This window comes from Billgrantia aerodenitrificans, from assembly GCF_021404405.1.
GTDB classification, from domain to species: domain Bacteria; phylum Pseudomonadota; class Gammaproteobacteria; order Pseudomonadales; family Halomonadaceae; genus Halomonas; species Halomonas aerodenitrificans.
This window is the reverse complement of record NZ_JABFTV010000001.1, coordinates 151,489-173,045: the sequence shown is the minus strand read 5'-3', so window position 1 is coordinate 173,045 and position 21,557 is coordinate 151,489. Positions and strand designations below refer to the sequence as shown.

General features: G+C 65.1%; 16 protein-coding genes and 3 tRNA genes. 3 read left to right on the top strand and 16 right to left on the bottom strand.

The genetic code is table 11. The annotated features are described in order from the left end of the window. Window positions 1-37: 37 nt before the first annotated feature. Genes HOP59_RS00825 through HOP59_RS00815 form a run of 3 tightly spaced genes read right to left on the bottom strand, consistent with a single transcriptional unit; the run spans window position 38 to window position 3,506 of the window. Window positions 38-1,360, bottom strand: a complete 1,323-nt coding sequence (locus tag HOP59_RS00825) for a sodium ion-translocating decarboxylase subunit beta (protein ID WP_234252426.1) — start codon at window positions 1,358-1,360, stop codon at window positions 38-40. Window positions 1,361-1,371: 11 nt separating this feature from the next. Beyond that, window positions 1,372-3,204, bottom strand: coding sequence for a sodium-extruding oxaloacetate decarboxylase subunit alpha (gene oadA / locus HOP59_RS00820; protein ID WP_234252425.1), 1,833 nt, complete (start codon window positions 3,202-3,204; stop codon window positions 1,372-1,374). 56 nt (window positions 3,205-3,260) lie between these two features. Next, window positions 3,261-3,506: an OadG family protein gene (locus tag HOP59_RS00815; RefSeq protein WP_234252424.1), complete on the bottom strand. Its 246-nt coding sequence runs from the start codon at window positions 3,504-3,506 to the stop codon at window positions 3,261-3,263. A gap of 172 nt (window positions 3,507-3,678) precedes the next feature. On the opposite strand from HOP59_RS00815, the gene HOP59_RS00810 reads away from it, so the two are divergent. Further along, window positions 3,679-4,674 (top strand): tRNA dihydrouridine synthase, encoded by a 996-nt coding sequence (locus HOP59_RS00810; protein ID WP_010630094.1) that lies wholly within the window; start codon window positions 3,679-3,681, stop codon window positions 4,672-4,674. A 58-nt stretch (window positions 4,675-4,732) separates the two neighbouring features. On the opposite strand, the gene HOP59_RS00805 is transcribed toward HOP59_RS00810, so the two are convergent. The 9 genes from HOP59_RS00805 to HOP59_RS00765 all read right to left on the bottom strand — a co-directional run bounded on the left by HOP59_RS00805 (window position 4,733) and on the right by HOP59_RS00765 (window position 12,097). Then, window positions 4,733-4,809, bottom strand: a tRNA-Arg gene (locus HOP59_RS00805). 105 nt (window positions 4,810-4,914) lie between these two features. Next, window positions 4,915-4,991, bottom strand: a tRNA-Arg gene (locus HOP59_RS00800). Between the two features lie 63 nt (window positions 4,992-5,054). Next, window positions 5,055-5,147 (bottom strand) — tRNA-Ser (locus HOP59_RS00795). A gap of 102 nt (window positions 5,148-5,249) precedes the next feature. Then, window positions 5,250-5,447, bottom strand: a complete 198-nt coding sequence (gene csrA, locus HOP59_RS00790; RefSeq protein ID WP_010630095.1) for a carbon storage regulator CsrA — start codon at window positions 5,445-5,447, stop codon at window positions 5,250-5,252. Window positions 5,448-5,691: 244 nt separating this feature from the next. After that, a complete protein-coding gene (locus tag HOP59_RS00785) occupies window positions 5,692-6,942 on the bottom strand; it encodes an aspartate kinase (RefSeq protein ID WP_010630096.1) in 1,251 nt (416 codons plus the stop codon). Window positions 6,943-7,039: 97 nt separating this feature from the next. Then, on the bottom strand, window positions 7,040-9,652 hold the full coding sequence (gene alaS / locus HOP59_RS00780; RefSeq protein ID WP_010630097.1) for an alanine--tRNA ligase: 2,613 nt from the start codon (window positions 9,650-9,652) through the stop codon (window positions 7,040-7,042). A 173-nt stretch (window positions 9,653-9,825) separates the two neighbouring features. Beyond that, a complete protein-coding gene (locus tag HOP59_RS00775; protein ID WP_010630098.1) occupies window positions 9,826-10,308 on the bottom strand; it encodes a regulatory protein RecX in 483 nt (160 codons plus the stop codon). A 33-nt stretch (window positions 10,309-10,341) separates the two neighbouring features. Next, the gene (gene recA / locus HOP59_RS00770; RefSeq protein ID WP_010630099.1) at window positions 10,342-11,406 is read right to left on the bottom strand and encodes a recombinase RecA; all 1,065 of its coding nucleotides are present in this window, start codon (window positions 11,404-11,406) and stop codon (window positions 10,342-10,344) included. A 163-nt stretch (window positions 11,407-11,569) separates the two neighbouring features. Next, the gene (locus HOP59_RS00765; protein WP_010630100.1) at window positions 11,570-12,097 is read right to left on the bottom strand and encodes a CinA family protein; all 528 of its coding nucleotides are present in this window, start codon (window positions 12,095-12,097) and stop codon (window positions 11,570-11,572) included. 168 nt (window positions 12,098-12,265) lie between these two features. On the opposite strand from HOP59_RS00765, the gene mutS reads away from it, so the two are divergent. Continuing rightward, a complete protein-coding gene (gene mutS / locus HOP59_RS00760) occupies window positions 12,266-14,857 on the top strand; it encodes a DNA mismatch repair protein MutS (protein WP_234252423.1) in 2,592 nt (863 codons plus the stop codon). A 163-nt stretch (window positions 14,858-15,020) separates the two neighbouring features. Then, window positions 15,021-15,344, top strand: coding sequence for a ferredoxin FdxA (gene fdxA / locus HOP59_RS00755; RefSeq protein ID WP_010630102.1), 324 nt, complete (start codon window positions 15,021-15,023; stop codon window positions 15,342-15,344). A gap of 546 nt (window positions 15,345-15,890) precedes the next feature. Here fdxA and eno read toward each other — a convergent pair. From eno to HOP59_RS00735, 4 genes are all read right to left on the bottom strand, one after another. Then, entirely contained in the window at window positions 15,891-17,183 is a 1,293-nt protein-coding gene (gene eno / locus HOP59_RS00750) for a phosphopyruvate hydratase (RefSeq protein WP_010630103.1), read from the bottom strand. Window positions 17,184-17,248: 65 nt separating this feature from the next. Beyond that, on the bottom strand, window positions 17,249-18,106 hold the full coding sequence (kdsA, locus tag HOP59_RS00745; protein ID WP_010630104.1) for a 3-deoxy-8-phosphooctulonate synthase: 858 nt from the start codon (window positions 18,104-18,106) through the stop codon (window positions 17,249-17,251). A 13-nt stretch (window positions 18,107-18,119) separates the two neighbouring features. Further along, window positions 18,120-19,775, bottom strand: a complete 1,656-nt coding sequence (locus HOP59_RS00740; RefSeq protein ID WP_234252422.1) for a CTP synthase — start codon at window positions 19,773-19,775, stop codon at window positions 18,120-18,122. A gap of 351 nt (window positions 19,776-20,126) precedes the next feature. Next, window positions 20,127-21,548 (bottom strand): FAD-dependent oxidoreductase, encoded by a 1,422-nt coding sequence (locus tag HOP59_RS00735; protein WP_276574308.1) that lies wholly within the window; start codon window positions 21,546-21,548, stop codon window positions 20,127-20,129. Window positions 21,549-21,557 lie beyond the last annotated feature (9 nt).

Genomic DNA, 21,557 nt, shown 5'->3' with positions numbered 1-21,557 from the left:
CCCTCGGGTGCCGTAGTCGTTACTCATCGAGGCCCTGCTAGCCCAGGTACTTGATCATCACCCCGGCGGCCACCGCCGAGCCGATGACGCCGGCCACGTTGGGACCCATGGCGTGCATGAGCAGGAAGTTGTGCGGGTTGGACTCGAGCCCCACCTTGTTGGCGACCCGTGCCGCCATCGGCACCGCCGACACCCCGGCGGCACCGATCAGCGGGTTGATCGGCATGCGGCTCACCAGGTTCATCAGCTTGGCCATGAGCACCCCGGCCGCGGTACCGATGGCGAAGGCCACCATGCCCAGCGCCATGATGCCCAGCGTCTCCAACGCGAGGAAGCTCTCGGCCATCAGCCGCGAGCCCACGGCCAGCCCCAGCACGATGGTGACGATGTTGATCAGGGCGTTCTGCGCGGTATCGGTCAGTCGCTCCACCACGCCGCACTCGCGCATCAGGTTGCCGAAGCAGAACATGCCCAGCAGCGGCGCGGCATCGGGCAGGAACAGCGCCACCAGCATCAGCAGCAGCAGGGGGAAGGCGATCTTCTCCAGCTTGGAGACCGGACGCAGCTGCGTCATCGCTATCGCGCGCTCCTTGCGCGTGGTCAGCAGCCGCATGATCGGCGGCTGCAGCATCGGCACCAGTGCCATGTAGGCGTAGGCTGCCACGGCGATGGCACCCAGCAGCTCCGGCGCCAGCACGCTCGACACGTAGATCGAGGTCGGCCCGTCGGCACCGCCGATGATGCCGATGGCCGCGGCCTGCTCGATGGAGAAGTCCATCCAGCCCAGAGCCGACATGCCAACCGCGCCGAACAGGGTGGCGAAGATGCCGAACTGCGCCGCCGCTCCCAGGAACAGGGTGCGCGGGTTGGCCAGCAGCGGGCCGAAGTCGGTCATCGCCCCCACGCCCATGAAGATCAGCAGCGGTGCGATGCCCGAAGCCACGGCCAGAGAGTAGAAGACGTAGAGCAGCCCGTCGCCGTAGCCGACGTTCAGGGCGATGTCCCGGGCGGCGCGGACCTGATCCGGTGCAGCACCGTTGTCGACTAGCGCCTTTAGCGTGGCGCGCCACGCCTCCTCGCCGGCCAGCGGATCGAGCGTAGCGCCGAGCGCCGCCGCCATCTGCTGCAGCACCGCCGGGCGCGCCACTTCGATGGCCTGATCCAGCGCCGAGATCGCCAGGCCCGCCTCGGGAATGTTGGCGAGTATGCCGCCGAAGCCGATCGGCACCAGCAGCAGCGGCTCGAACTTCTTGGCAATCGCCAGGTAGAGCAGCACCAGGCCCACCAGGATCATGACCACCTGGCCGAAGGTCAGGTTGTAGAGGCCGGAACCCTCCCACAGGGTCAACAGCTTTTCCATGGTAGAAGCCCTTACAGCACGATCAGCGTGTCGCCGACGGCGACGCTGTCGCCCTCACCGACCTTGACCTCGGACACGGTACCGCTGCTGGCGGCCCGCACTTCGGTTTCCATCTTCATTGCCTCGAGGATGATCACCACATCGCCTTCCTGCACGCTGTCGCCGGGGCGCACGTTGACCTTGAAGATGTTGCCGGCCAGCGGGGCGGTGATCGTTTCACCCGACGAGCCTGCGACACCCGCCGCCGGCTGAGCCGCCGACTGGGCGGCCGACTCCGACACGGCACCGATCTCGCCGCCCTCGGCCACTTCCACCACGTACTGCTTGCCGTTGACCTTGACCGTATAGGTCTCGGGGCCGGCAGGCGCCGCCGCACGCGTCGCCGGCAGCTTGTCCTCGCCCTTCTGAGCGGTCACCGGCAGGCTGGCCTCCTGCCCCGGCGCCTGGGGGGCCGGTTCGAAGGCATCGGGATTGTCGCGGTTCTTGAGGAACTTCAGCCCGATCTGCGGGAACAGCGCATAGGTGAGGACATCGTCGATCTCGCGCTCGCCTTCGGCGAGGCGAATGCCGTCGGTCTTGGCCTTCTCCTTGAGTTCGGCGGCGAGCCGGTCCATTTCGTCTTCAAGCAGATCGGCAGGGCGACAGGTGATCGGCTCACCACCCTCCAGCACGCGACTCTGCAGCGCCTTGTCGAAGGGCGCCGGCGCGGCGCCGTACTCGCCTTTGAGCAGCGCCTGAACCTCCTTGGAGATCGACTTGTAGCGCTCGCCCATCATCACGTTCATCACTGCCTGGGTGCCGACGATCTGCGAGGTGGGCGTGACCAGCGGGATGAAACCCAGGTCCTCGCGCACACGGGGGATCTCGGCCAGCACGTCGTCGAGCTTGTCGCCGGCACCCTGCTCCTTGAGCTGGCTCTCCATGTTGGTGAGCATGCCGCCGGGCACCTGGGCCACCAGGATGCGCGAATCGATGCCCTTGAGCGAGCCCTCGAAGGCAGCGTACTTCTTGCGCACTTCGCGGAAGTAACCGGCGATATCCTCGAGCAGCTCGAGGTCGAGATTGGTGTCGCGCTCGGTACCCTTGAGAATCGCCACCACTGACTCGGTGGGACTGTGGCCATAGGTCATCGACATGGACGAGATGGCCGTGTCGACGTTGTCGATACCGGCCTCCACCGCCTTGAGGATGGCGGCGGTGGACATGCCGGTGGTGGCATGGCACTGCATGTGGATCGGGATCGACAGCGCCTTCTTCAGTCGCGTGACCAGCTCATAGGCATCGTAGGGGGCCAGCAGGCCGGCCATGTCCTTGATCGCCAGCGAGTCGGCGCCCATGTCGGCGATTGTCTCGGCCAGCTCGACCCAACTGTCGAGGGTGTGCACCGGGCTCACGGTATAAGAGATGGTGCCCTGAGCGTGACCGCCCACCTTGCGCACGGCCTTGATGGCCCGCTCCAGGTTGCGCGGGTCGTTCATGGCATCGAACACGCGGAACACGTCGACGCCGTTGGTCTTGGCCCGTTCGACGAAGCGGTCGACCACGTCGTCGGCGTAATGGCGGTAGCCGAGCAGGTTCTGGCCACGCAGCAGCATCTGCTGCGGCGTATTGGGCATGGCCTCCTTCAACGCGCGTATCCGCTCCCACGGATCCTCGCCGAGGTAGCGGATACAGGCGTCGAAGGTGGCACCGCCCCAGGACTCCAGCGACCAGAAGCCGACCCGGTCGAGCTTCTCGGCGATCGGCAGCATGTCGTCGAGCCGCATGCGGGTGGCAAACAGCGACTGGTGGGCGTCGCGCAGGACGACGTCGGTGATGCCCAGCGGGCGATTGGTCTCGCTCATGACAATGACCCCGTGAATGACGTGTTGTGTAGTAGTATTGCGTTCGCTGCCAGCCGTCAGCGGCGCTGACGATAGCGATGGATGGCGGTGCTGATGACGGCCATGATTTCGGCGTCATCCTTGGCGGATGGCGTGGTCGAGGTCGGCGCAGTGGCCGGGGAAGCAGGGGACGGCGCCAGGCGGCGAACCACCAGTGACATCAGGGTGGTGGCCAGCACCAGAATGGTAAGAAAAACAAAAACGAAACCCATGCCGACCCCCATCAGGGCCAGGCCATCGAGTAGCAACTGCTCATCCTGCATGCTTACTCCCCCTTGTTCTTGAGCCGAGTTCTTGAGCTAAATTGCCGCAAACATGACGCCAAGCGTTTAAAAGTTGGCCATCTAAACTGCCACACTCCGGATGAATTGCAAGCACCCCATGGTGGAAGCCAACGTTGTTGTTTTACTACAAGGAAGGATCGGACTCGCCCCCATGGAGGGCGTGATCGATGCCCATGCCCGCGATCTGCTTACCCGCCGCCCCGGTTTCGACTGGGCGGTGACGGAGTTCGTCCGCGTCGTCGATGCACGACTGCCACCCAAGGTCTTCCTGCGCCACTGCCCTGAGCTCGAAACCGGGGTAGTCACGCCGGCGGGGGTTCCCGTGGCGCTACAGCTGCTCGGCAGCGATCCCGAAGCGCTGGCGGCCAACGCCGAGCAGGCGCGAGACCTCGGCGCCCGCGCCATCGATCTCAACTTCGGCTGCCCGGCCAAGCTGGTCAACCGTCACGACGGCGGCGCCTCGCTACTGCGCGACCCACGTCGCGTGCAGGCCGCCGTGGCCGCGGTTCACAACGCCGTAGGCGACTCGATACCGGTGACGGCCAAGGTCCGCCTCGGCTTCTCTGATCGCCGCCTGGCGCTGGCCTGCGCCCAGGCGGCAGCCGACGGCGGCGCTACGCAGCTCGTGGTACATGCACGCACCCGCGACGAAGGCTATCGCCCACCGGCCCACTGGGAGTGGATCGGCCGCATTCGCCGTCACATCCAGATTCCGGTGGTCGCCAACGGCGATATCTGGAGCCTGGAGGATTACTGGAAGGCGCGCACGCTGTCCGGCTGCCGCGACGTCATGCTGGGCCGAGGCGCCCTTGCCGATCCGCTACTGGCACCTCGCATCCGCCACTGGCTGAGTACCGGCGAGCGACTGCCCGATACGCAGTGGCAGGAACGGGCTGCCATCCTTGCCGAATATGCTGCATTGCAGCGTAGCACACTTCCCGAACGCATTGTCACGTCTCTGGTAAAACAGTGGCTGAACCACATGCGCTATAGGAACGACGAAGCGGAGCGACGCTTCCAGGCGGTGAAGCGCATCAACGATCTCGAAGGGCTGCTCGAAGGGTTGCTGGCCGGGCTCGGGCACGCGCCGCAGAAGCCCGGGCTCACGCCGCCAGGAGCGCCTGCAGGCACGCTCTGCCACGTCTGAAGAAAGGGGCTGACAAAAGCAAAAAACCCGTCCTCACAGGAGGACGGGTTTTTGAATCTGGCGCGCCCGGGAGGATTCGAACCTCCGACCACCTGATTCGTAGTCAGGTACTCTATCCAGCTGAGCTACGGGCGCGGATTGCAAGACCGAGGTCCTGCAGGTAGTCACCATTGCTTCGAATCATGCGCTTTGCGGAGACACGATCGACGCTCATTTTCATGACCGCTTCATCATGCTTCGTGGCGCGCCCGGGAGGATTCGAACCTCCGACCACCTGATTCGTAGTCAGGTACTCTATCCAGCTGAGCTACGGGCGCATCATCACACTTCGAACCATCACGCATCTAACGATACGCATCGAACAATGGATCCATGTCGTATGGCGGAGAGGGAGGGATTCGAACCCTCGATGGGGCTATAAACCCCATACTCCCTTAGCAGGGGAGCGCCTTCAGCCACTCGGCCACCTCTCCCTCAACGACACGGCGCATATCCTATCTTTTCTACCGCGCTTTGTCCAGCGTATTCAGACATTTGTTTCCTGTTGCCGAAACCGGCGGAGACAACGTCGTCTACTAAGCCTGACCGCTCCCACCCTCTTCGTCTGACTTTTCACGCTGGATGCGCTGATAGATTTCCTCACGATGTACGGCGACATCCTTGGGGGCATTGACGCCAATACGTACTTGGTTGCCCTTGACGCCAAGGACGGTCACGGTGATGTCATCACCGATCATCAGCGTTTCACCGACTCGGCGGGTCAGGATGAGCATGACTGATCTCCTTCTCAGACGACTTGCAACGGGATACGCGTCGATCCCATCGACGCTAGGTTGCTCTCATTATGTAACACATTAGTACTACTATGCACCAAAGGTGCGTCACCACCACCCAACCCCACCATGACACGATGACAGCGTTGAAGGGAAGCCGGACCGCTCATCGCGGCAGACCTCCCCAGAGTAGAAGAAGCACCCGCTGAAGTCGTCCTACCTTGTTAATGTTCTTGTTACGTTCTTATTCGCTCTCGATATCGCTCTTGTCGAGACCGAACGCGGTGTGCAGGGCACGAACGGCGAGCTCCATCTGCTTCTCGTCGATGACGACCGAGATCTTGATCTCGGAAGTGGACACCATGCGGATGTTGATGTTCTCGTCGGCCAGCACGCGGAACATCTTGGCGGCAACGCCGGCATGCGAGCGCATGCCCACGCCGACCAGGGAGACCTTGGCGATGTTGTCGTCGCCGTTGACCTCACCGCCACCCAGCTCGGGAATCACCTGTTCCTCGAGGATCTTGAGCGTCTTCTTGTAGTCGCCCTTGGCCACGGTAAAGGTGAAATCGGTGTAGTCGCCAGCCGGTGCCACGTTCTGCACGATCATGTCGACTTCGATGTTGGCGTCGGCGATCGGGCCCAGAATGCGCGAGGCCACGCCCGGCACGTCCGGCGTATGGAGCAGGGTCAGCTTGGCCTCGTTGGCGGTGAAGGCGATGCCTGAGATCAGCGGTTCTTCCATGGAGTCCTCGTCTTGGTCGGATTCAGCAACGATCAGGGTGCCGGGGCCATCCTGGAAACTGGACAGCACGCGCAGCGGGACATTGTACTTGCCGGCGAATTCCACCGAGCGGATCTGCAGCACCTTGGAGCCGAGGCTCGCCAGTTCCAGCATCTCCTCGACGGTGATGGTGTCGAGGCGTTGAGCCTTCGAGCAGACCCGCGGGTCGGTGGTGTAGACGCCGTCGACGTCGGTGTAGATCTGACACTCGTCGGCGCCCAGCGCCGCCGCCAGCGCCACCCCGGTGGTATCGGAGCCGCCGCGACCGAGGGTGGTGATGTTGCCCTCTTCGTCGACGCCCTGGAAGCCTGCCACTACGACCACCTTGCCCTCGTCGAGGTCTTCGCGCATCTCGTCGGTCTCGATGCGCTGAATGCGGGCCTTGGTGTGGGCGCTGTCGGTGAGGATACCCACCTGGGAGCCGGTATAGGAGGTGGCCGGTACGCCCAGCTTGTGCAGGGCGAGCGCCAGCAGCGAAATGGTCACCTGCTCGCCGGTGGAGACCAGCATGTCCATTTCGCGCGGCGTGGGCTCGTCGTTGATCTCGTTGGCCATGCCGATCAGACGGTTGGTCTCGCCGCTCATGGCGGAGACCACGACCACCACCTGATGGCCGTCGTCACGAAAGCCCTTGACCTTCTCGGCCACGGCCTTGATGCGCTCCACGGAGCCCACCGAGGTACCACCGAATTTCTGTACGTAAAGTGCCATCTACGGTTTTCCCTCGTTTGTCGAGCGATGCACGCTCGGATGAGTGAAAGTCGTCAACGAAAAGGGCCGTAACGCAACGTCACGGCCCCGACCGTCCTCAATGCAACTGCTGTTCGACCCAGGCGGAGACGCTCTCCAGAGCCGCCGGCAGGGCCGTCACGTCGCTGCCCCCGGCCTGGGCCATGTCGGCGCGACCGCCGCCCTTGCCGCCCACCTGGGTGGCCACGTGATTGACCAGCTCACCGGCCTTGACCCTGCCGGTGAGATCGTCGGTGACACCGGCAATCAGGCTCACCTTGCCCGCTTCCCGGTCGGCCACGCCGAGCACCACGATGCCAGAGCCCAGCTTGTTCTTGAGCTGGTCGAGCACGCCGCGCAGCTCCTTGGCCGAAACGCCTTCGAGCTGGGTGGCCAGCAGCTTGACCCCGGCGATCTCCTGAGCCTGCGCGAGCATGTCGCTGCCCGCGGCGCTTGCCAGCTTGGCCTTGAGCCGCTCGAGCTCCTTCTCCAGGCTGCGGTTACGCTCCACCAGCGACTCGACGCGCTCCTCGACCTGCTCCGGCTTGGCCTTGAGGCGCTCGCCGATGCGCGCCAGCCGCGTTTCCTGCTCGCGGAAGTAGGCCAGCGCCCCTTCGCCGGTGATCGCCTCGATGCGGCGCACGCCCGACGCAATGCCCTGCTCGCTGACGATGTGGAAGCAGCCGATGTCGCCGCTGCGGGCCACGTGGGTGCCGCCGCACAGCTCGATGGAGAAGTCGTCGGCGCCGATGGTCAGCACCCGTACGCTGTCGGCGTACTTGGCCTCGAACAGCGCCGCCGCACCCTTGGCCTTGGCCTGGTCCAGGGTCATCTGCTCGATGCGGGTCGGCGCATTGGCCAGGACCTGCTCGTTGACCAGACGCTCCACCTCGGCGAGCTGCGCCGGGGTCATGGCCTCGAAGTGGCTGAAGTCGAAGCGCAGCCGCTCCGGCGTCACCAGCGAGCCCTTCTGCTGCACGTGGTCGCCCAGCACCAGACGCAACGCCTTGTGCATCAGGTGAGTGGCGGAGTGGTTGCGGATGGTGGCGCCGCGCAGCTTGGCATCGACCTGAGGTGATACCTCGGCGCCCACGCTCAGGCGGCCTTCGAGCAGCACGCCGTGATGCAGGTGATGACCGCCCTGCTTCTGGGTGTCGGTGACCAGGAAGCGTCCGCCGTCGAGCGTCAGGTAGCCGGTGTCGCCCACCTGGCCGCCGGACTCGCCATAGAAGGGGGTGCGGTCGAGCACCACGATGCCGCGCTGCTCGGCTTCGAGCGCGACCAGAGCGTTGCCCTCATGGTCGGCAATGGCGGTGACGGTGGCGCGATCCTCGAGCCGCTCGTAACCGGTGAAGGCGGTCTCGCCCTCGAGCTCCAGCGCCACGCCCTGACTGGCGCCGAACTGGCTGGCGGCACGGGCGCGCTCGCGCTGGGCCTCGAGCTCACGCTCGAAGCCGGCTTCGTCCAGGCTCACGCCGCGCTCGCGGCAGACGTCGGCGGTGAGGTCATAGGGGAAGCCGTAGGTGTCATAAAGCTTGAATACCGTCTCGCCCGGCAGCACGTCGCCCTGGAGCCCGGCCAGGGCCTCTTCGAGCAGGCTCATGCCGTGTTCGAGGGTGCGCGCGAACTGCTCCTCCTCCTTGAGCAGGATGCGCTCGACCTGGCTGCTGGCTTCACGGAGCTCGGGATAGGCATCGCCCATCTCGGCATCGAGAGCCGCCACCAGCTTGTGGAAGAACGGCTCCTTGGCGCCGAGCTTGTGGCCGTGGCGAATGGCGCGGCGGATGATCCGGCGCAGCACGTAGCCGCGGCCCTCGTTGGAGGGCAGTACGCCATCGGTGATCAAGAAGGCGCAGGAGCGGATATGGTCGGCGATGACCCGCAGCGAGGGCGTGTCGGTATCCGCATGGCCGGTGGCATCGGCCGCCGCCTTGAGCAGATTCTGGAACAGGTCGATCTCGTAGTTGGAGTGCACGCCCTGGAGCACCGCTGCCACCCGCTCGAGGCCCATGCCGGTATCGATGGAGGGCTTGGGCAGGGGGTTCAGGTTGCCGGCCGCATCGCGGTCGAACTGCATGAACACCAGGTTCCAGATCTCGATGTAGCGGTCGCCGTCCTCCTCGGGAGTGCCGGGAGGGCCGCCCCACACCTCGGGACCGTGGTCGTAGAAGATCTCCGAGCAGGGGCCGCAGGGGCCGGTATCGCCCATCTGCCAGAAGTTGTCCTTGGCGCCGATACGCGCGATGCGCTCGTGCGGCACGCCGATCTCGTCGGCCCAGATGCCGTAGGCCTCGTCGTCTTCGGTGAACACCGTGACCCACAGCTTCTCGGCCGGCAGCCCCATGCGCTCGGTGAGGAAGGTCCAGGCCAGGCGGATGGCGTCGCGCTTGAAGTAGTCGCCGAAGCTGAAGTTGCCCAGCATCTCGAAGAAGGTGTGATGCCGTGCGGTGTAGCCGACGTTGTCGAGGTCGTTGTGCTTGCCGCCGGCGCGCACGCAGCGCTGGGACGAGGCCGCACGCACGTAGGGGCGCGGGTCACGGCCGAGGAAGACGTCCTTGAACGGCACCATGCCGGCATTGGTGAACAGCAGCGTCGGGTCGTTGCCCGGCACCAGGGAGCTGGATGGCACAACGGTATGCCCGTGCTCCTCGAAGTAATTCAGAAAGGCCTGTCTGATGTCTGCGCTTTTCATGGCATATCCGTGGCGATGAGCGTGGTCACCCGACGGGCAGGCGCGCTCGGCGCCGCTTCACATGGCCGAATTCGCACGCCTTGGCGTGTCAGGAGCGCCACCGAGGGCGTTCACAAAGGGAGGCATTATAACGCAGTTGTCAAGCGACTAAAGAGGAGGCGCCCAAGCGAACGTCATTCGACCGAGTCGAGACGCTCGAGGGCGTAGCGCACATGCTCGAATTCGAAGCCGCGAGACGCCAGGAAGCGCTCGCGTCGGGCGCGCTCACGGGGGGTGCTGTCCGGCAGGGAGTAGCGCCGCGCCAGCGTCGCGGCGGCGAGCTCGAACCAATCGACCTCGCCCTCCCGCTCGACCTCGGCCAGTGCGGTCGCGATCAGGGCGCGTTCGACGCCGCGCCGCTCCAGCTCGGCCCGCACCTTCAGCGGACCCTGGCCGCGCGCGATGCGCGAGCGCACGAAGCTCTCGACGAAGCGGGCGTCGGACTGCAGCCCTTCGTCGGCCAGGGTATCGAGGCAGGCGGCTATCGCCTCTGCCGAGTGGGCACGCGCCGCGAGCCGCTGTGTCAGCTCGGCGCGAGTGTACTCGCGCCGGGCCAGCAGGCGGATGGCGTCGTCCCGCGGGGACGACGCACGCTCGGAGCCGGGCTGCAATGGCATGATTTAGAGCAACCTGATTTAGTGCGACCTGGCTTAGAGCAGGTCGTCCTCGCGCTCGGCCTCGGCAGCCAGCGGCTCAGCGATCTCCTCCTCCTTGGGCGCCGCCGTGGCCAGCAGCTGGCCGCGGATCTGGCTCTCGATCTCCTCCATCACCGCCGGGTTGTCCTCGAGGAACTGGGCGGCGTTGGCCTTGCCCTGACCGATCTTGTTGCCCTTGTAGCTGTACCAGGCACCGGCCTTGTCGACCAGGTTGCACTGTACACCGAGGTCGATCACCTCACCGGCATGGTAGATACCCTTGCCGTAGAGAATCTGGAATTCGGCCTGACGGAACGGCGGTGCCACCTTGTTCTTCACCACCTTGACACGGGTCTCGTTGCCGGTCACCTCGTCGCCCTGCTTGACCGAACCGGTACGGCGGATGTCGAGGCGCACGCTGGCATAAAACTTCAGCGCGTTGCCGCCGGTGGTGGTCTCGGGGCTGCCGAACATCACGCCGATCTTCATGCGGATCTGGTTGATGAACACCACCAGGCAGTTGGCGTTCTTGATGTGGCCGGTGATCTTGCGCAGGGCCTGGGACATCAGGCGCGCCTGCAGACCGACATGGGAGTCGCCCATCTCGCCCTCGATCTCGGCCCGCGGGGTGAGCGCCGCCACCGAGTCGATGATGATCACGTCGACGCCGCCGGAGCGCACCAGCATGTCGCAGATCTCCAGCGCCTGCTCGCCGGTGTCCGGCTGCGACACCAGCAAGTCGTCGAGGTTGACGCCGAGTTTCTCGGCGTAGCTCGGGTCGAGGGCGTGCTCGGCATCGATGAAGGCGCAGGTCTTGCCCTGCTTCTGGGCCTGGGCGATCACCGACAGGGTCAGGGTGGTCTTGCCCGAGGATTCCGGACCGAAGATCTCCACCACGCGGCCAAAGGGCAGGCCGCCGATGCCCAGGGCGATGTCCAGCCCCAGCGAACCGGTGGACACCGAGGGCATCGCCACCCGCGGCGCATCGCCCAGGCGCATCACGGTACCCTTGCCGAACTGCCGCTCGATCTGGGAAAGGGCGGCATTCAATGCCTTGGAACGATTTTCATCCTGTGCCATGAGGCTCTCCTCGCAGAACTCGCAGACGCTGCAAATGCAATGCTGCAAATACAATGCTGCAAATACAAATGATGAATGGTGGGCCGCCAAGGGGAGCACGCCCGGACACTGTATGGTTGGACAGTAGTATGACGAAAAAAACGCCGCGCGCCTAGTCACTCGTTCAACGTGATTGCCCCGGCGGGTTCTCCAGGTAGCGAATCAGCCCGACGATGGCCTCGCGCACCGCCCGCTCGCGCACCGCCCGCCGGTCGCCGGGAAACTGGAAACGCTCGGCGCGCTGCTCGTGCTCGCTGCCCCAGGCCAGCCAGACGGTGCCCACCGGCTTCTCCGGCGTACCGCCATCGGGGCCGGCCACGCCGCTGATCGCCACCCCCAGCTTGGCGCCGCTGTCGCGGCAGGCACCCGCCACCATCGCCTCCACCACCTCACGGCTGACGGCACCGTGCTGGGCGATCAGCGCCTCGGCAACGCCCAGCAGGCGGGCCTTGGCCGCATTGGAATAGGTCACGTAGCCGGTCTCGAAGTAGTCCGAACTGCCCGCCACCGCGGTGATGGCACTGGCCACTCCACCACCGGTGCACGATTCGGCCGCGGTCACGCTGACGCCCTGCTCGCGGCAGCGCCGTCCGAGGCGCTCGGCCAGCGTGGTGAGATCGAGGTTGGCCAGGCTGGTAGCACTATGCGGCATGGTATCGCTCCTGATCGAGTGGGACTGCCTGCCACCATAGCGCATCCTCCCCGCGGCGACAGACCATCTGTACAGTATCCCGCAGACCCCGAGCGTGTCGGCTCCGGGCCGCGCATGTTAACCTTGCCCTCCCACGCCCCACACAATCGACGAGCCAGCCGAGAACGCATGAACGACGCGGTCAAGACGGCCATGCCGGCCCATACCCCGATGATGGCCCAGTATCTGAGGATCAAGCGCGAGCATCCCGACGTGCTGCTCTTCTATCGTATGGGCGATTTCTACGAGCTGTTTTTCGACGACGCCAGACGCGCCGCCGCCCTGCTCGACATCACCCTGACCCAGCGCGGTCAGTCCGCCGGCAAGCCGATTCCCATGGCCGGCGTGCCCTACCACAGCGCCGAGGGCTACCTGGCGCGCCTGGTCAAGGCCGGCGAGTCGGTGGCGATCTGCGAGCAGATCGGCGATCCGGCGACGAGCAAGGGACCGGTGGAGCGTCGCGTGGTGCGTATCGTCACCCCCGGCACGCTGCACGACGAGGCGCTGCTCGATGCCCGCCGCGACAACCTGCTGGTGGCCGTGCACCCGGCCGGCGACTGCTGGGGCATCGCCTGGCTGGAGCTCTCCAGCGGACGCTTCAGCGTGCTCGAGGTGGAGGGCGAGGGCGACATGCTCGCCGAGCTTCAGCGTCTCGATCCCGCCGAACTGCTCATCGCCGAGAGCCTGTCGCTGCCTCCCGCCCTGGAAGGGCGGCCGGGCCTGCGCCGCCAGAGCGACTGGCTGTTCGATCTCGAATCGGCCACGCGGCTGCTGTGCGACCAGTTCCAGGTACAGGACCTGCGCGGCTTCGGCTGTGCTCATCTGGAGGCCGCACTTACCGCCGCCGGGGTGCTGGTGGAGTACGCCCGCGACACCCAGCGCTCGCCGCTGCCCCACGTCACCGCGCTGGGGGTGGAGAACCGCGACGACGCTGTGGTGATCGACGCCGCCAGCCGACGCAATCTGGAGATCGACATCAATCTCGGCGGCGGCGGCGACAATACGCTGGCCAGCGTGCTCGACACCACCGCCACTGCCATGGGCTCGCGGCTGCTCAAGCGCTGGCTCAACCGTCCGCTGCGTGACCGCAGCCAGGTGCAGGGGCGCCAGGCCGCGGTCGCCCTGCTGCTGGAGCAGGAGGGCTTCGTCGCCCTGCGCGAGCTGCTCAAGGCGATCGGCGACGTGGAGCGCATTCTGGCGCGGGTAGCGCTCTACAGCGCCCGGCCGCGGGATCTGGCCCGCCTGCGCGACGCCCTGCTCGCCCTGCCGGAGCTTCAGGGTGAACTGCAAGATTATAGCGAAGGCACCGCCCTGGACGAACTGGCCCACCATATCCGTCCCTATCCCGAGCTTGCCGCCATGCTCGCCCGGGGGCTGTTCGACAATCCCCCGGTGGTGATCCGCGACGGCGGCGTGATCCGCGACGGCTTCGACGCCGAACTCGACGACTACCGCGGCCTGGCCGAGCACGCCGGCGACTACCTGGTGAAGCTCGAAGCCCGCGAGCGCGAGCGCACCGGCCTGGCCGGGCTCAAGGTGGGCTATAACCGCGTACACGGCTACTACATCGAGATTCCCCGCGCCCAGGCCCGTGAAGTGCCGGTGGACTACGTACGTCGTCAGACCCTGAAGAACGCCGAGCGCTTCATCATTCCCGAACTCAAGGAGTTCGAGGACAAGGCGCTGTCGGCCAAGTCGCGTGCTCTGGCCCGCGAAAAGCTGCTCTACGACGGCCTGCTCGACTCGCTCAACGCCGAGCTCGCCCCCCTGCAGGGCACCGGCCGCGCGCTGGCCGCTTTGGACGTGCTCTGCGCCTTCGCCGAGCGCGCCCAGGCGCTGGGCTTCTCGCGGCCCCGGCTCGGCGAGGCGCCGGGCATCGAGATTCGCGGCGGGCGTCACCCGGTGGTGGAGCACGTCAGCGACGCTCCCTTCGTGCCCAACGACCTGGTGCTCGACGAGCAGCGCCGCATGCTGGTGATCACCGGCCCCAACATGGGCGGTAAGTCGACCTACATGCGCCAGGCGGCGCTGATCACCCTGCTCGCCCACACCGGCAGCTTCGTGCCGGCCGACGAGGCCTGCATCGGCCCGGTGGATCGCATCTTCACCCGCATCGGCTCGTCGGACGACCTGGCCGGCGGGCGCTCCACCTTCATGGTGGAGATGACCGAGACCGCCAGCATCCTGCACAACGCCACCGACCACAGCCTGGTGCTGATGGACGAGATCGGCCGCGGCACCAGCACCTTCGACGGGCTGTCGCTGGCCTGGGCCAGCGCCGAGCACCTGACGCGCACCCGCGCCTTCACCCTGTTCGCCACCCACTACTTCGAGATGACCGCGCTGGCCGAACAGGCCGAAGGGGTGGCCAACGTACACCTCACCGCCGCCGAGCATCGCGACGGCATTGTCTTCATGCACCGGGTGGAAGAGGGCCCCGCCAGCCAGAGCTACGGCTTGCAGGTGGCCCAGCTGGCCGGCGTGCCGCAGTCGGTCATCGCGCGGGCGCGGGACAAGCTGGCGCAGCTCGAGCAGCAGGAGGTCGACCAGAGCAGTCGCGGCGGCGGCCTGCCGCGGGGCGACGATGCCAAGCCGATGCAGAGCGACCTGTTCGCCAGCGCAGCGCATCCGCTGCTCGACGCCCTGGCCGATCTGAACCCGGATGAGCTGACGCCGCGCCGGGCGCTGGAGTTGATCTATAGCTGGCGAGAGCAGCTGTAGGTAGCGTGTCGCTTGCTCACACGGGACGGCATGTCTAGAATGAAGCGTCCAATTTTTCCGCCATTATAAGAAGTTAGTTTTTTATAACTTTTAGGCTTAAAAAAGATACCGAACATCACCAGCCGGACAAACCACGGTCCGGCTGCGAATGAGGGAGACAGGCATGACCTTTGTCGTCACCGAAAACTGCATCAAGTGCAAGTACACCGACTGCGTCGAGGTCTGCCCGGTGGACTGCTTCTATGAGGGGCCCAACTTCCTGGTGATCCATCCGGACGAGTGCATCGACTGCGCCCTGTGCGAGCCGGAATGCCCAGCCGAAGCGATCTTCTCGGAGGATGAGCTGCCCGAAGGCCAGGAGGAGTTCATCGCGCTCAACGCCGAACTCTCCGAGGTATGGCCGAACATTGCCGAGAAGAAGGATCCGCCGGCCGACGCCGAGGAGTGGGATGGCAAGCCGGGCAAGCTGCAGTACCTGGAGCGCTGAGCGCCCTCTTCCCGACCTGGGCTCTTTCGTGCGACTAGTCCGATCGTGCAATTAATCCGATCGGGCGACCAGCCCGACTGAGCGTAAGTCCGGCCGAGGGCCAAGCGGCCTTCGGCATTGCTTGTTTCCAGCGCAAAAAAAGGCGGCCCTAAGGCCGCCCGGCTCCCAGCATTTCCTTGGGCGGCTCCTTCCGCCCTCTCTCCAATGGCAAGCTTCCCTGCCCGGAGGCGACTTCCTGTCACACCGGGCGTGCCACGAATCAAGCATCCCGTTGCATCCTGCTGGAGAGCCTCCCGCTCTGCCTTGTCCCACACGCATTCTGGCATTTCCTCCAAAAGACGCAAACGCGCCTCTGGCAACCTCGCCGAATCTGACCGGTTGACAGCGAAAAAGCCAAATTCTTTAAAAACAATGAGATAAAGAAAAACCGACACCCAAGGCGTCGGTTTTCCTAGGTAGACTAAGCTTGAATCGTCGCCTCTATGTAGGCAATTTCCTACAAAATTGTCAGCGATATCGTCGGCTCAGCGCTCAATCACGACCCATTCACTGCCCTTTGATGGCAGAGCGGCCAGGATAACCGACACGCTCACCGAGCTGCTGCTCGATGACCAGCAGGCGGTTGTACTTGGCGACACGATCGGAACGGCATAGCGAACCGGTCTTGATCTGGCCGGCCGAGGTACCCACCGCCAGATCGGCGATGGTAGTGTCCTCGGTCTCGCCGGAGCGGTGGGAGATGACGGCGGTGAAGCCAGCGTCCTGAGCCATCTTGATGGCGTCCAGCGTCTCGGAGAGGGAGCCGATCTGGTTGAACTTGATCAGGATGGAGTTGCCGATCTTCTCGTCGATACCGCGCTTGAGGATCTTGGTGTTGGTGACGAACAGGTCGTCGCCGACCAGCTGCACCTTGTCGCCGAGCTTGTCGGTCAGCGCCTTCCAGCCATCCCAATCGGACTCGTCCATGCCGTCTTCGATGGAGACGATGGGGTACTGGTCGCACAGCTCAGCCAAATAGTCGACGAAGCCATTGGCATCGAAGGCCTTACCCTCGCCGGAGAGATTGTACTGGCCGTCCTTGTAGAACTCGGAAGAGGCGCAGTCGAGCGCCAGGGTCACGTCGCGGCCGAGCTCGTAGCCGGCATCGGCGACGGCCTGCTTGATCACGGCGAGCGCCTCGGCGTTGGATTCCAGATTGGGCGCGAAGCCGCCCTCATCGCCCACGGCGGTGGAGAGGCCCTTGGCCGAAAGCACCTTCTTCAGCGCATGGAAGATCTCGGCGCCGACCCGCAGCGCCTCGCGGAAGTTCGCTGCGCCCACCGGCTGCACCATGAACTCCTGGATGTCGACGTTGTTGTCGGCATGCTCGCCGCCGTTGAGGATGTTCATCATCGGCACCGGCATGCTGTACTGCCCCGGCTGGCCGTAGAGTTCGGCGATGTGGGCATACAGCGGCATACCCTTGGCATTGGCTGCCGCCTTGGCCGCCGCCAGCGACACGGCGAGGATGGCATTGGCGCCCAGCTTGGCCTTGTTGTCGGTACCGTCGAGCTCGAGCATGGCATTGTCGAGACCGCGCTGGTCACGGGCATCCATCCCGACGAGCCGCTCGCGAATGGCGCCGTTGACTGCTTCCACCGCCTTCAGCACGCCCTTGCCCAGGTAGCGCGACTTGTCACCGTCACGCAACTCCAGGGCCTCGCGGGAGCCGGTGGAGGCACCGCTCGGGGCACAGGCCACGCCCACGGCGCCGCTCTCCAGACGCACTTCGGCCTGCACGGTGGGGTTGCCTCGGGAGTCGAGCACCTCGAGGGCCTGGATATCGACAATCTTGGTCATCTCTATCGTCCTTTCATTCAGTCAGCGTTGATTGAGTCATGGGAATCGCTTTTTCTCTCTCGGCTTTATTCGATTTTCAGCGCCGGGAAGCCCTTGACCAGATCGTCGAGCGCCTTCGCCTGGGTCAGGAAGGGTTCGAGCTGGTCCAGCGGCAGCGCGCAGGGGCCGTCGCACAGAGCATTGTCGGGGTCCGGATGCGCTTCGAGGAAGAGCCCGGCCAGGCCCACGGCAATGCCGGCACGCGACAGTTCGGCCACCTGCTGACGACGCCCGCCGGCGCTATCGGCGCGTCCGCCGGGGCGCTGCAGGGAGTGAGTGACGTCGAAGAACACCGGACAGCCGGTCTGCTTCATATCACCGAAACCGAGCATGTCGACGATCAGATTATTATACCCGAAGCTCGATCCACGTTCGCAAAGCAACACGCGATCGTTGCCCGCCTCTTCGCACTTGCGAATGATGTGGCGCATTTCGTGGGGTGCCAGGAACTGCGGCTTCTTGATGTTGATCACCGCACCGGTCCGGGCCATGGCCACTACCAGGTCGGTCTGGCGCGCCAGGAAGGCCGGCAGCTGAATGATGTCGGCCACCTCGGCCACCGGCTCGGCCTGCCACGGCTCGTGCACGTCGGTGATCACCGGTACGCCGAAGCGCTGCTTGATCTCGGCCAGTATCTCCAGCCCCTTTTCCAGGCCGGGGCCGCGGAAGGAGTGGATGGAGCTGCGGTTGGCCTTGTCGAAACTGGCCTTGAACACATAGGGCATGCCGAGCCGGTCGGTCACCTCGACATAGGTCTCGGCCACCTCGAGGGCCAGCTCACGGGACTCCAGCACGTTCATGCCGCCAAGTAGCATCAGCGGCAAAGAATTGCCGGCGGTGAGGCCGGCAAAGGAGATATGACGTTCGGGTGTGGACGGGGTCATGGCAGACATGGTCTCACTCCTGATGCGAGGAGAGCGCGCGAGCGCGCGCCGCCTTGTGCTCCAGCGCCGCGTTGACGAAGCCGGTGAACAGCGGATGGCCGTCGCGCGGCGTGGAGGTGAACTCGGGATGGAACTGGCAGGCCACGAACCAAGGGTGGTCGGGCAGCTCGATCATCTCCACCAGCGAATTGTCGACGCTCTTGCCGGAGACCACCAGACCGGCCTTCTCCAACTGCTCGATGAACTGGTTGTTGACTTCGAAACGGTGGCGATGGCGCTCGACGATCTCGTCACTGCCGTAGGCCTCGCGCGCCTTGCTGCCCGCTGCAAGGTGACACACCTGGCCGCCCAGGCGCATGGTGCCGCCCAGGTCCGAGGCTGCGTCACGCAGCTCGATCTTGCCCTCGGCGTTGATCCACTCGGTGATCAGGCCGACCACCGGATGCTGGGTGTCGTGGGTGAACTCGGTGGAGTTGGCATCTTCCCAACCGGCCACATGGCGGGCAAATTCGATCACCGCCACCTGCATGCCGAGACAGATACCGAGATAGGGAATGCCGTTCTCGCGAGCGTAGCGGGCGGTCGCGATCTTGCCCTCCACGCCGCGCTCGCCGAAACCGCCAGGCACCAGGATCGCGTCCTTGCCGGCCAGGCGTTCGGTGCCCTGACGCTCGATGATCTCGGAGTCGATGTAGTCGACGTTGACCTTGACCCGGGTCTGGATGCCGGCGTGGATCAGCGCCTCGTTGAGCGACTTGTAGGCGTCGAGCAACTCCATGTACTTGCCGACCATGGCGATGTTGATCGACTTCAGCGGGTTGAGCTTGGCATCGAGCACGTGAACCCACTCGGTGAGATCGGCCGGCGCCGCCTCGAGACGCAGCTTGTCGCAGACGATCTCGTCGAGGCCGTGCTCGTGGAGCATCAGCGGAATGCGGTAGATGGTGTCGGCGTCCTGCAGCGGCACCACGGCGCGCTCTTCGACGTTGGTGAACAGCGCGATCTTACGCCGCTCGGTCTCTTCCAGCTCGACTTCGCTGCGACAGATCAGGATGTCGGGCTGGATACCGATGGAGCGCAGCTCCTTGACGCTGTGCTGGGTCGGCTTGGTCTTGGTCTCGCCGGCGGTCTTGATGTAGGGCACCAGGGTCAAGTGCATGAAGATCGCCCGGCTCGCCCCCAGCTCGCTGCGGATCTGGCGGATCGACTCGAGGAACGGCAGCGACTCGATGTCGCCCACGGTACCGCCGATCTCCACCAGCGCCACGTCGAAGCCCTCGCCGCCGGCATACACACGACGCTTGATCTCGTCGGTGATATGCGGGATCACCTGCACGGTGCCGCCCAGGTAGTCGCCGCGGCGCTCACGACGCAGCACGTGCTCGTAGACGCGGCCGGTGGTGAAGTTGTTGCCCTGGGTCATCTTGGTGCGGATGAAGCGCTCGTAGTGGCCCAGGTCGAGGTCGGTCTCGGCGCCATCTTCGGTGACGAACACCTCGCCGTGCTGGAAGGGGCTCATGGTGCCCGGATCCACGTTGATGTAGGGATCGAGCTTGAGCATGGTGACCTTGAGGCCACGCGCCTCGAGAATCGCCGCCAGCGAGGCCGACGCGATGCCCTTGCCAAGAGAGGACACAACGCCGCCGGTCACGAAGATATATCGTGTCATGGAGAACCTGTCGAAACGTGATCGGTAGGCCCGGCAGAAAGCCGCGCCAGGATGGGACGACAGCGTAGCAGATTACGACCAATGGCTCAATTTCAGCCGACTTAGTGACTTTGAGTGGTCTTGGCGGCCTCGAACGCGGCTGTACCGGGGGCAGGCCGTCGAGGAGGCGCTGTGAACCCATCCCTGGGCGCTACTTTTGCCTTCCCTGGCAAAAGACCTCCTCTTTGGCCTGCCCCCGGCGCCGCTCACCGTAGCGATACGACAGACTGTTTTCACAGCGCTCCCGCCTAGACCTGTCGACGGGAGAGCCGTGGGAGCGGGCACATAGGCCCGCCCCACATCAGCAGAGCCTCAAACCTTCAGGTAATCGAGGATACCCTCGGCGGCCTGACGGCCTTCGAACACGGCGGTGACCACCAGATCGGAGCCGCGCACCATGTCGCCGCCGGCGAAGATCTTCTCGTTGGTGGTCTGGAAGGCGTAGGCGCCCTTCTCGGGCGCCAGCACACGGTCGCGCTCGTCGAGCTCGATGCCGAACTTCTCGAACCAGGGCGCCGGGCTCGGCTGGAAGCCGAAGGCAATGACCACGGCATCGGCCTGCAGGATCTCCTCGGAGCCGGGCACAACCTCGGGACGACGACGGCCGTTCTCGTCGGGCTCGCCCAGGCGCGTGCGCACCACCTTGACCCCCTCGACCTTGCCTTCACCGACCACCGCCACCGGCTGACGGTTGAACAGGAACTCCACGCCCTCCTCGCGGGCGTTGGCCACCTCGCGCTTGGAGCCGGGCATGTTCTCCTCGTCTCGGCGGTAGGCGCAGGTCACCGTGGCCGCACCCTGGCGAATCGCCGTGCGGTTGCAGTCCATGGCGGTGTCGCCGCCGCCTAGCACCACCACCTTCTGGCCTTCCAGAGAGACGTAATCGGCCGGATCCTCCTCGAAGCCGAGGCAGTGGTTGACGTTGGCGATCAGATAGTCGAGTGCCTTGTGCACGCCGGGCAGGTCCTCGCCGGGGAAGCCGCCGGTCATGTACTTGTAGGTGCCCATGCCGAGGAACACCGCGTCGTACTCTTCGAGCAGCTGTTCCATGGTGACATCCTTGCCCACCTCGACATTGAGACGGAACTCGATGCCCATCTCCTCGAACACCGCACGCCGCCGCTCCATTACCGTCTTGTCGAGCTTGAACTCGGGTATGCCGAAAGTCAGCAGGCCGCCGATCTCGGGGTATTTGTCGAACACCACCGGCTTGACGCCATTGCGCACCAGGATATCGGCACAGCCGAGCCCGGCCGGACCGGCCCCGATGATGGCGACCTTCTTGTCGGTCCAAACGACCTGAGACATGTCGGGGCGCCAGCCCATGGCGAAGGCGGTATCGGTAATGTACTTCTCCACCGAACCGATGGTCACCGCGCCGAAGCCGTCGTTGAGGGTGCAGGCGCCCTCGCACAGGCGATCCTGCGGGCACACCCGGCCGCACACCTCGGGCAGCGAGTTGGTCTTGTGCGACAGCTCGGCGGCCTCGAGGATGTTGCCCTCGGCCACGAGTTGCAGCCAGTTGGGAATGTAGTTGTGCACCGGGCACTTCCACTCGCAGTACGGGTTGCCGCAGTGCAGGCAGCGGTGCGACTGGCTGGCCGCCTCCTGGGGCTTGTACGGCTCGTAGATCTCGGCGAACTCGCGCGAGCGGGTCCGGGCATCCTTCTTCTGCGGGTCTTGACGGCCCACGTCGAGGAATTGAAAGTCGTTTCTGGTCAATCGGTTGGCCATTTGCGTATC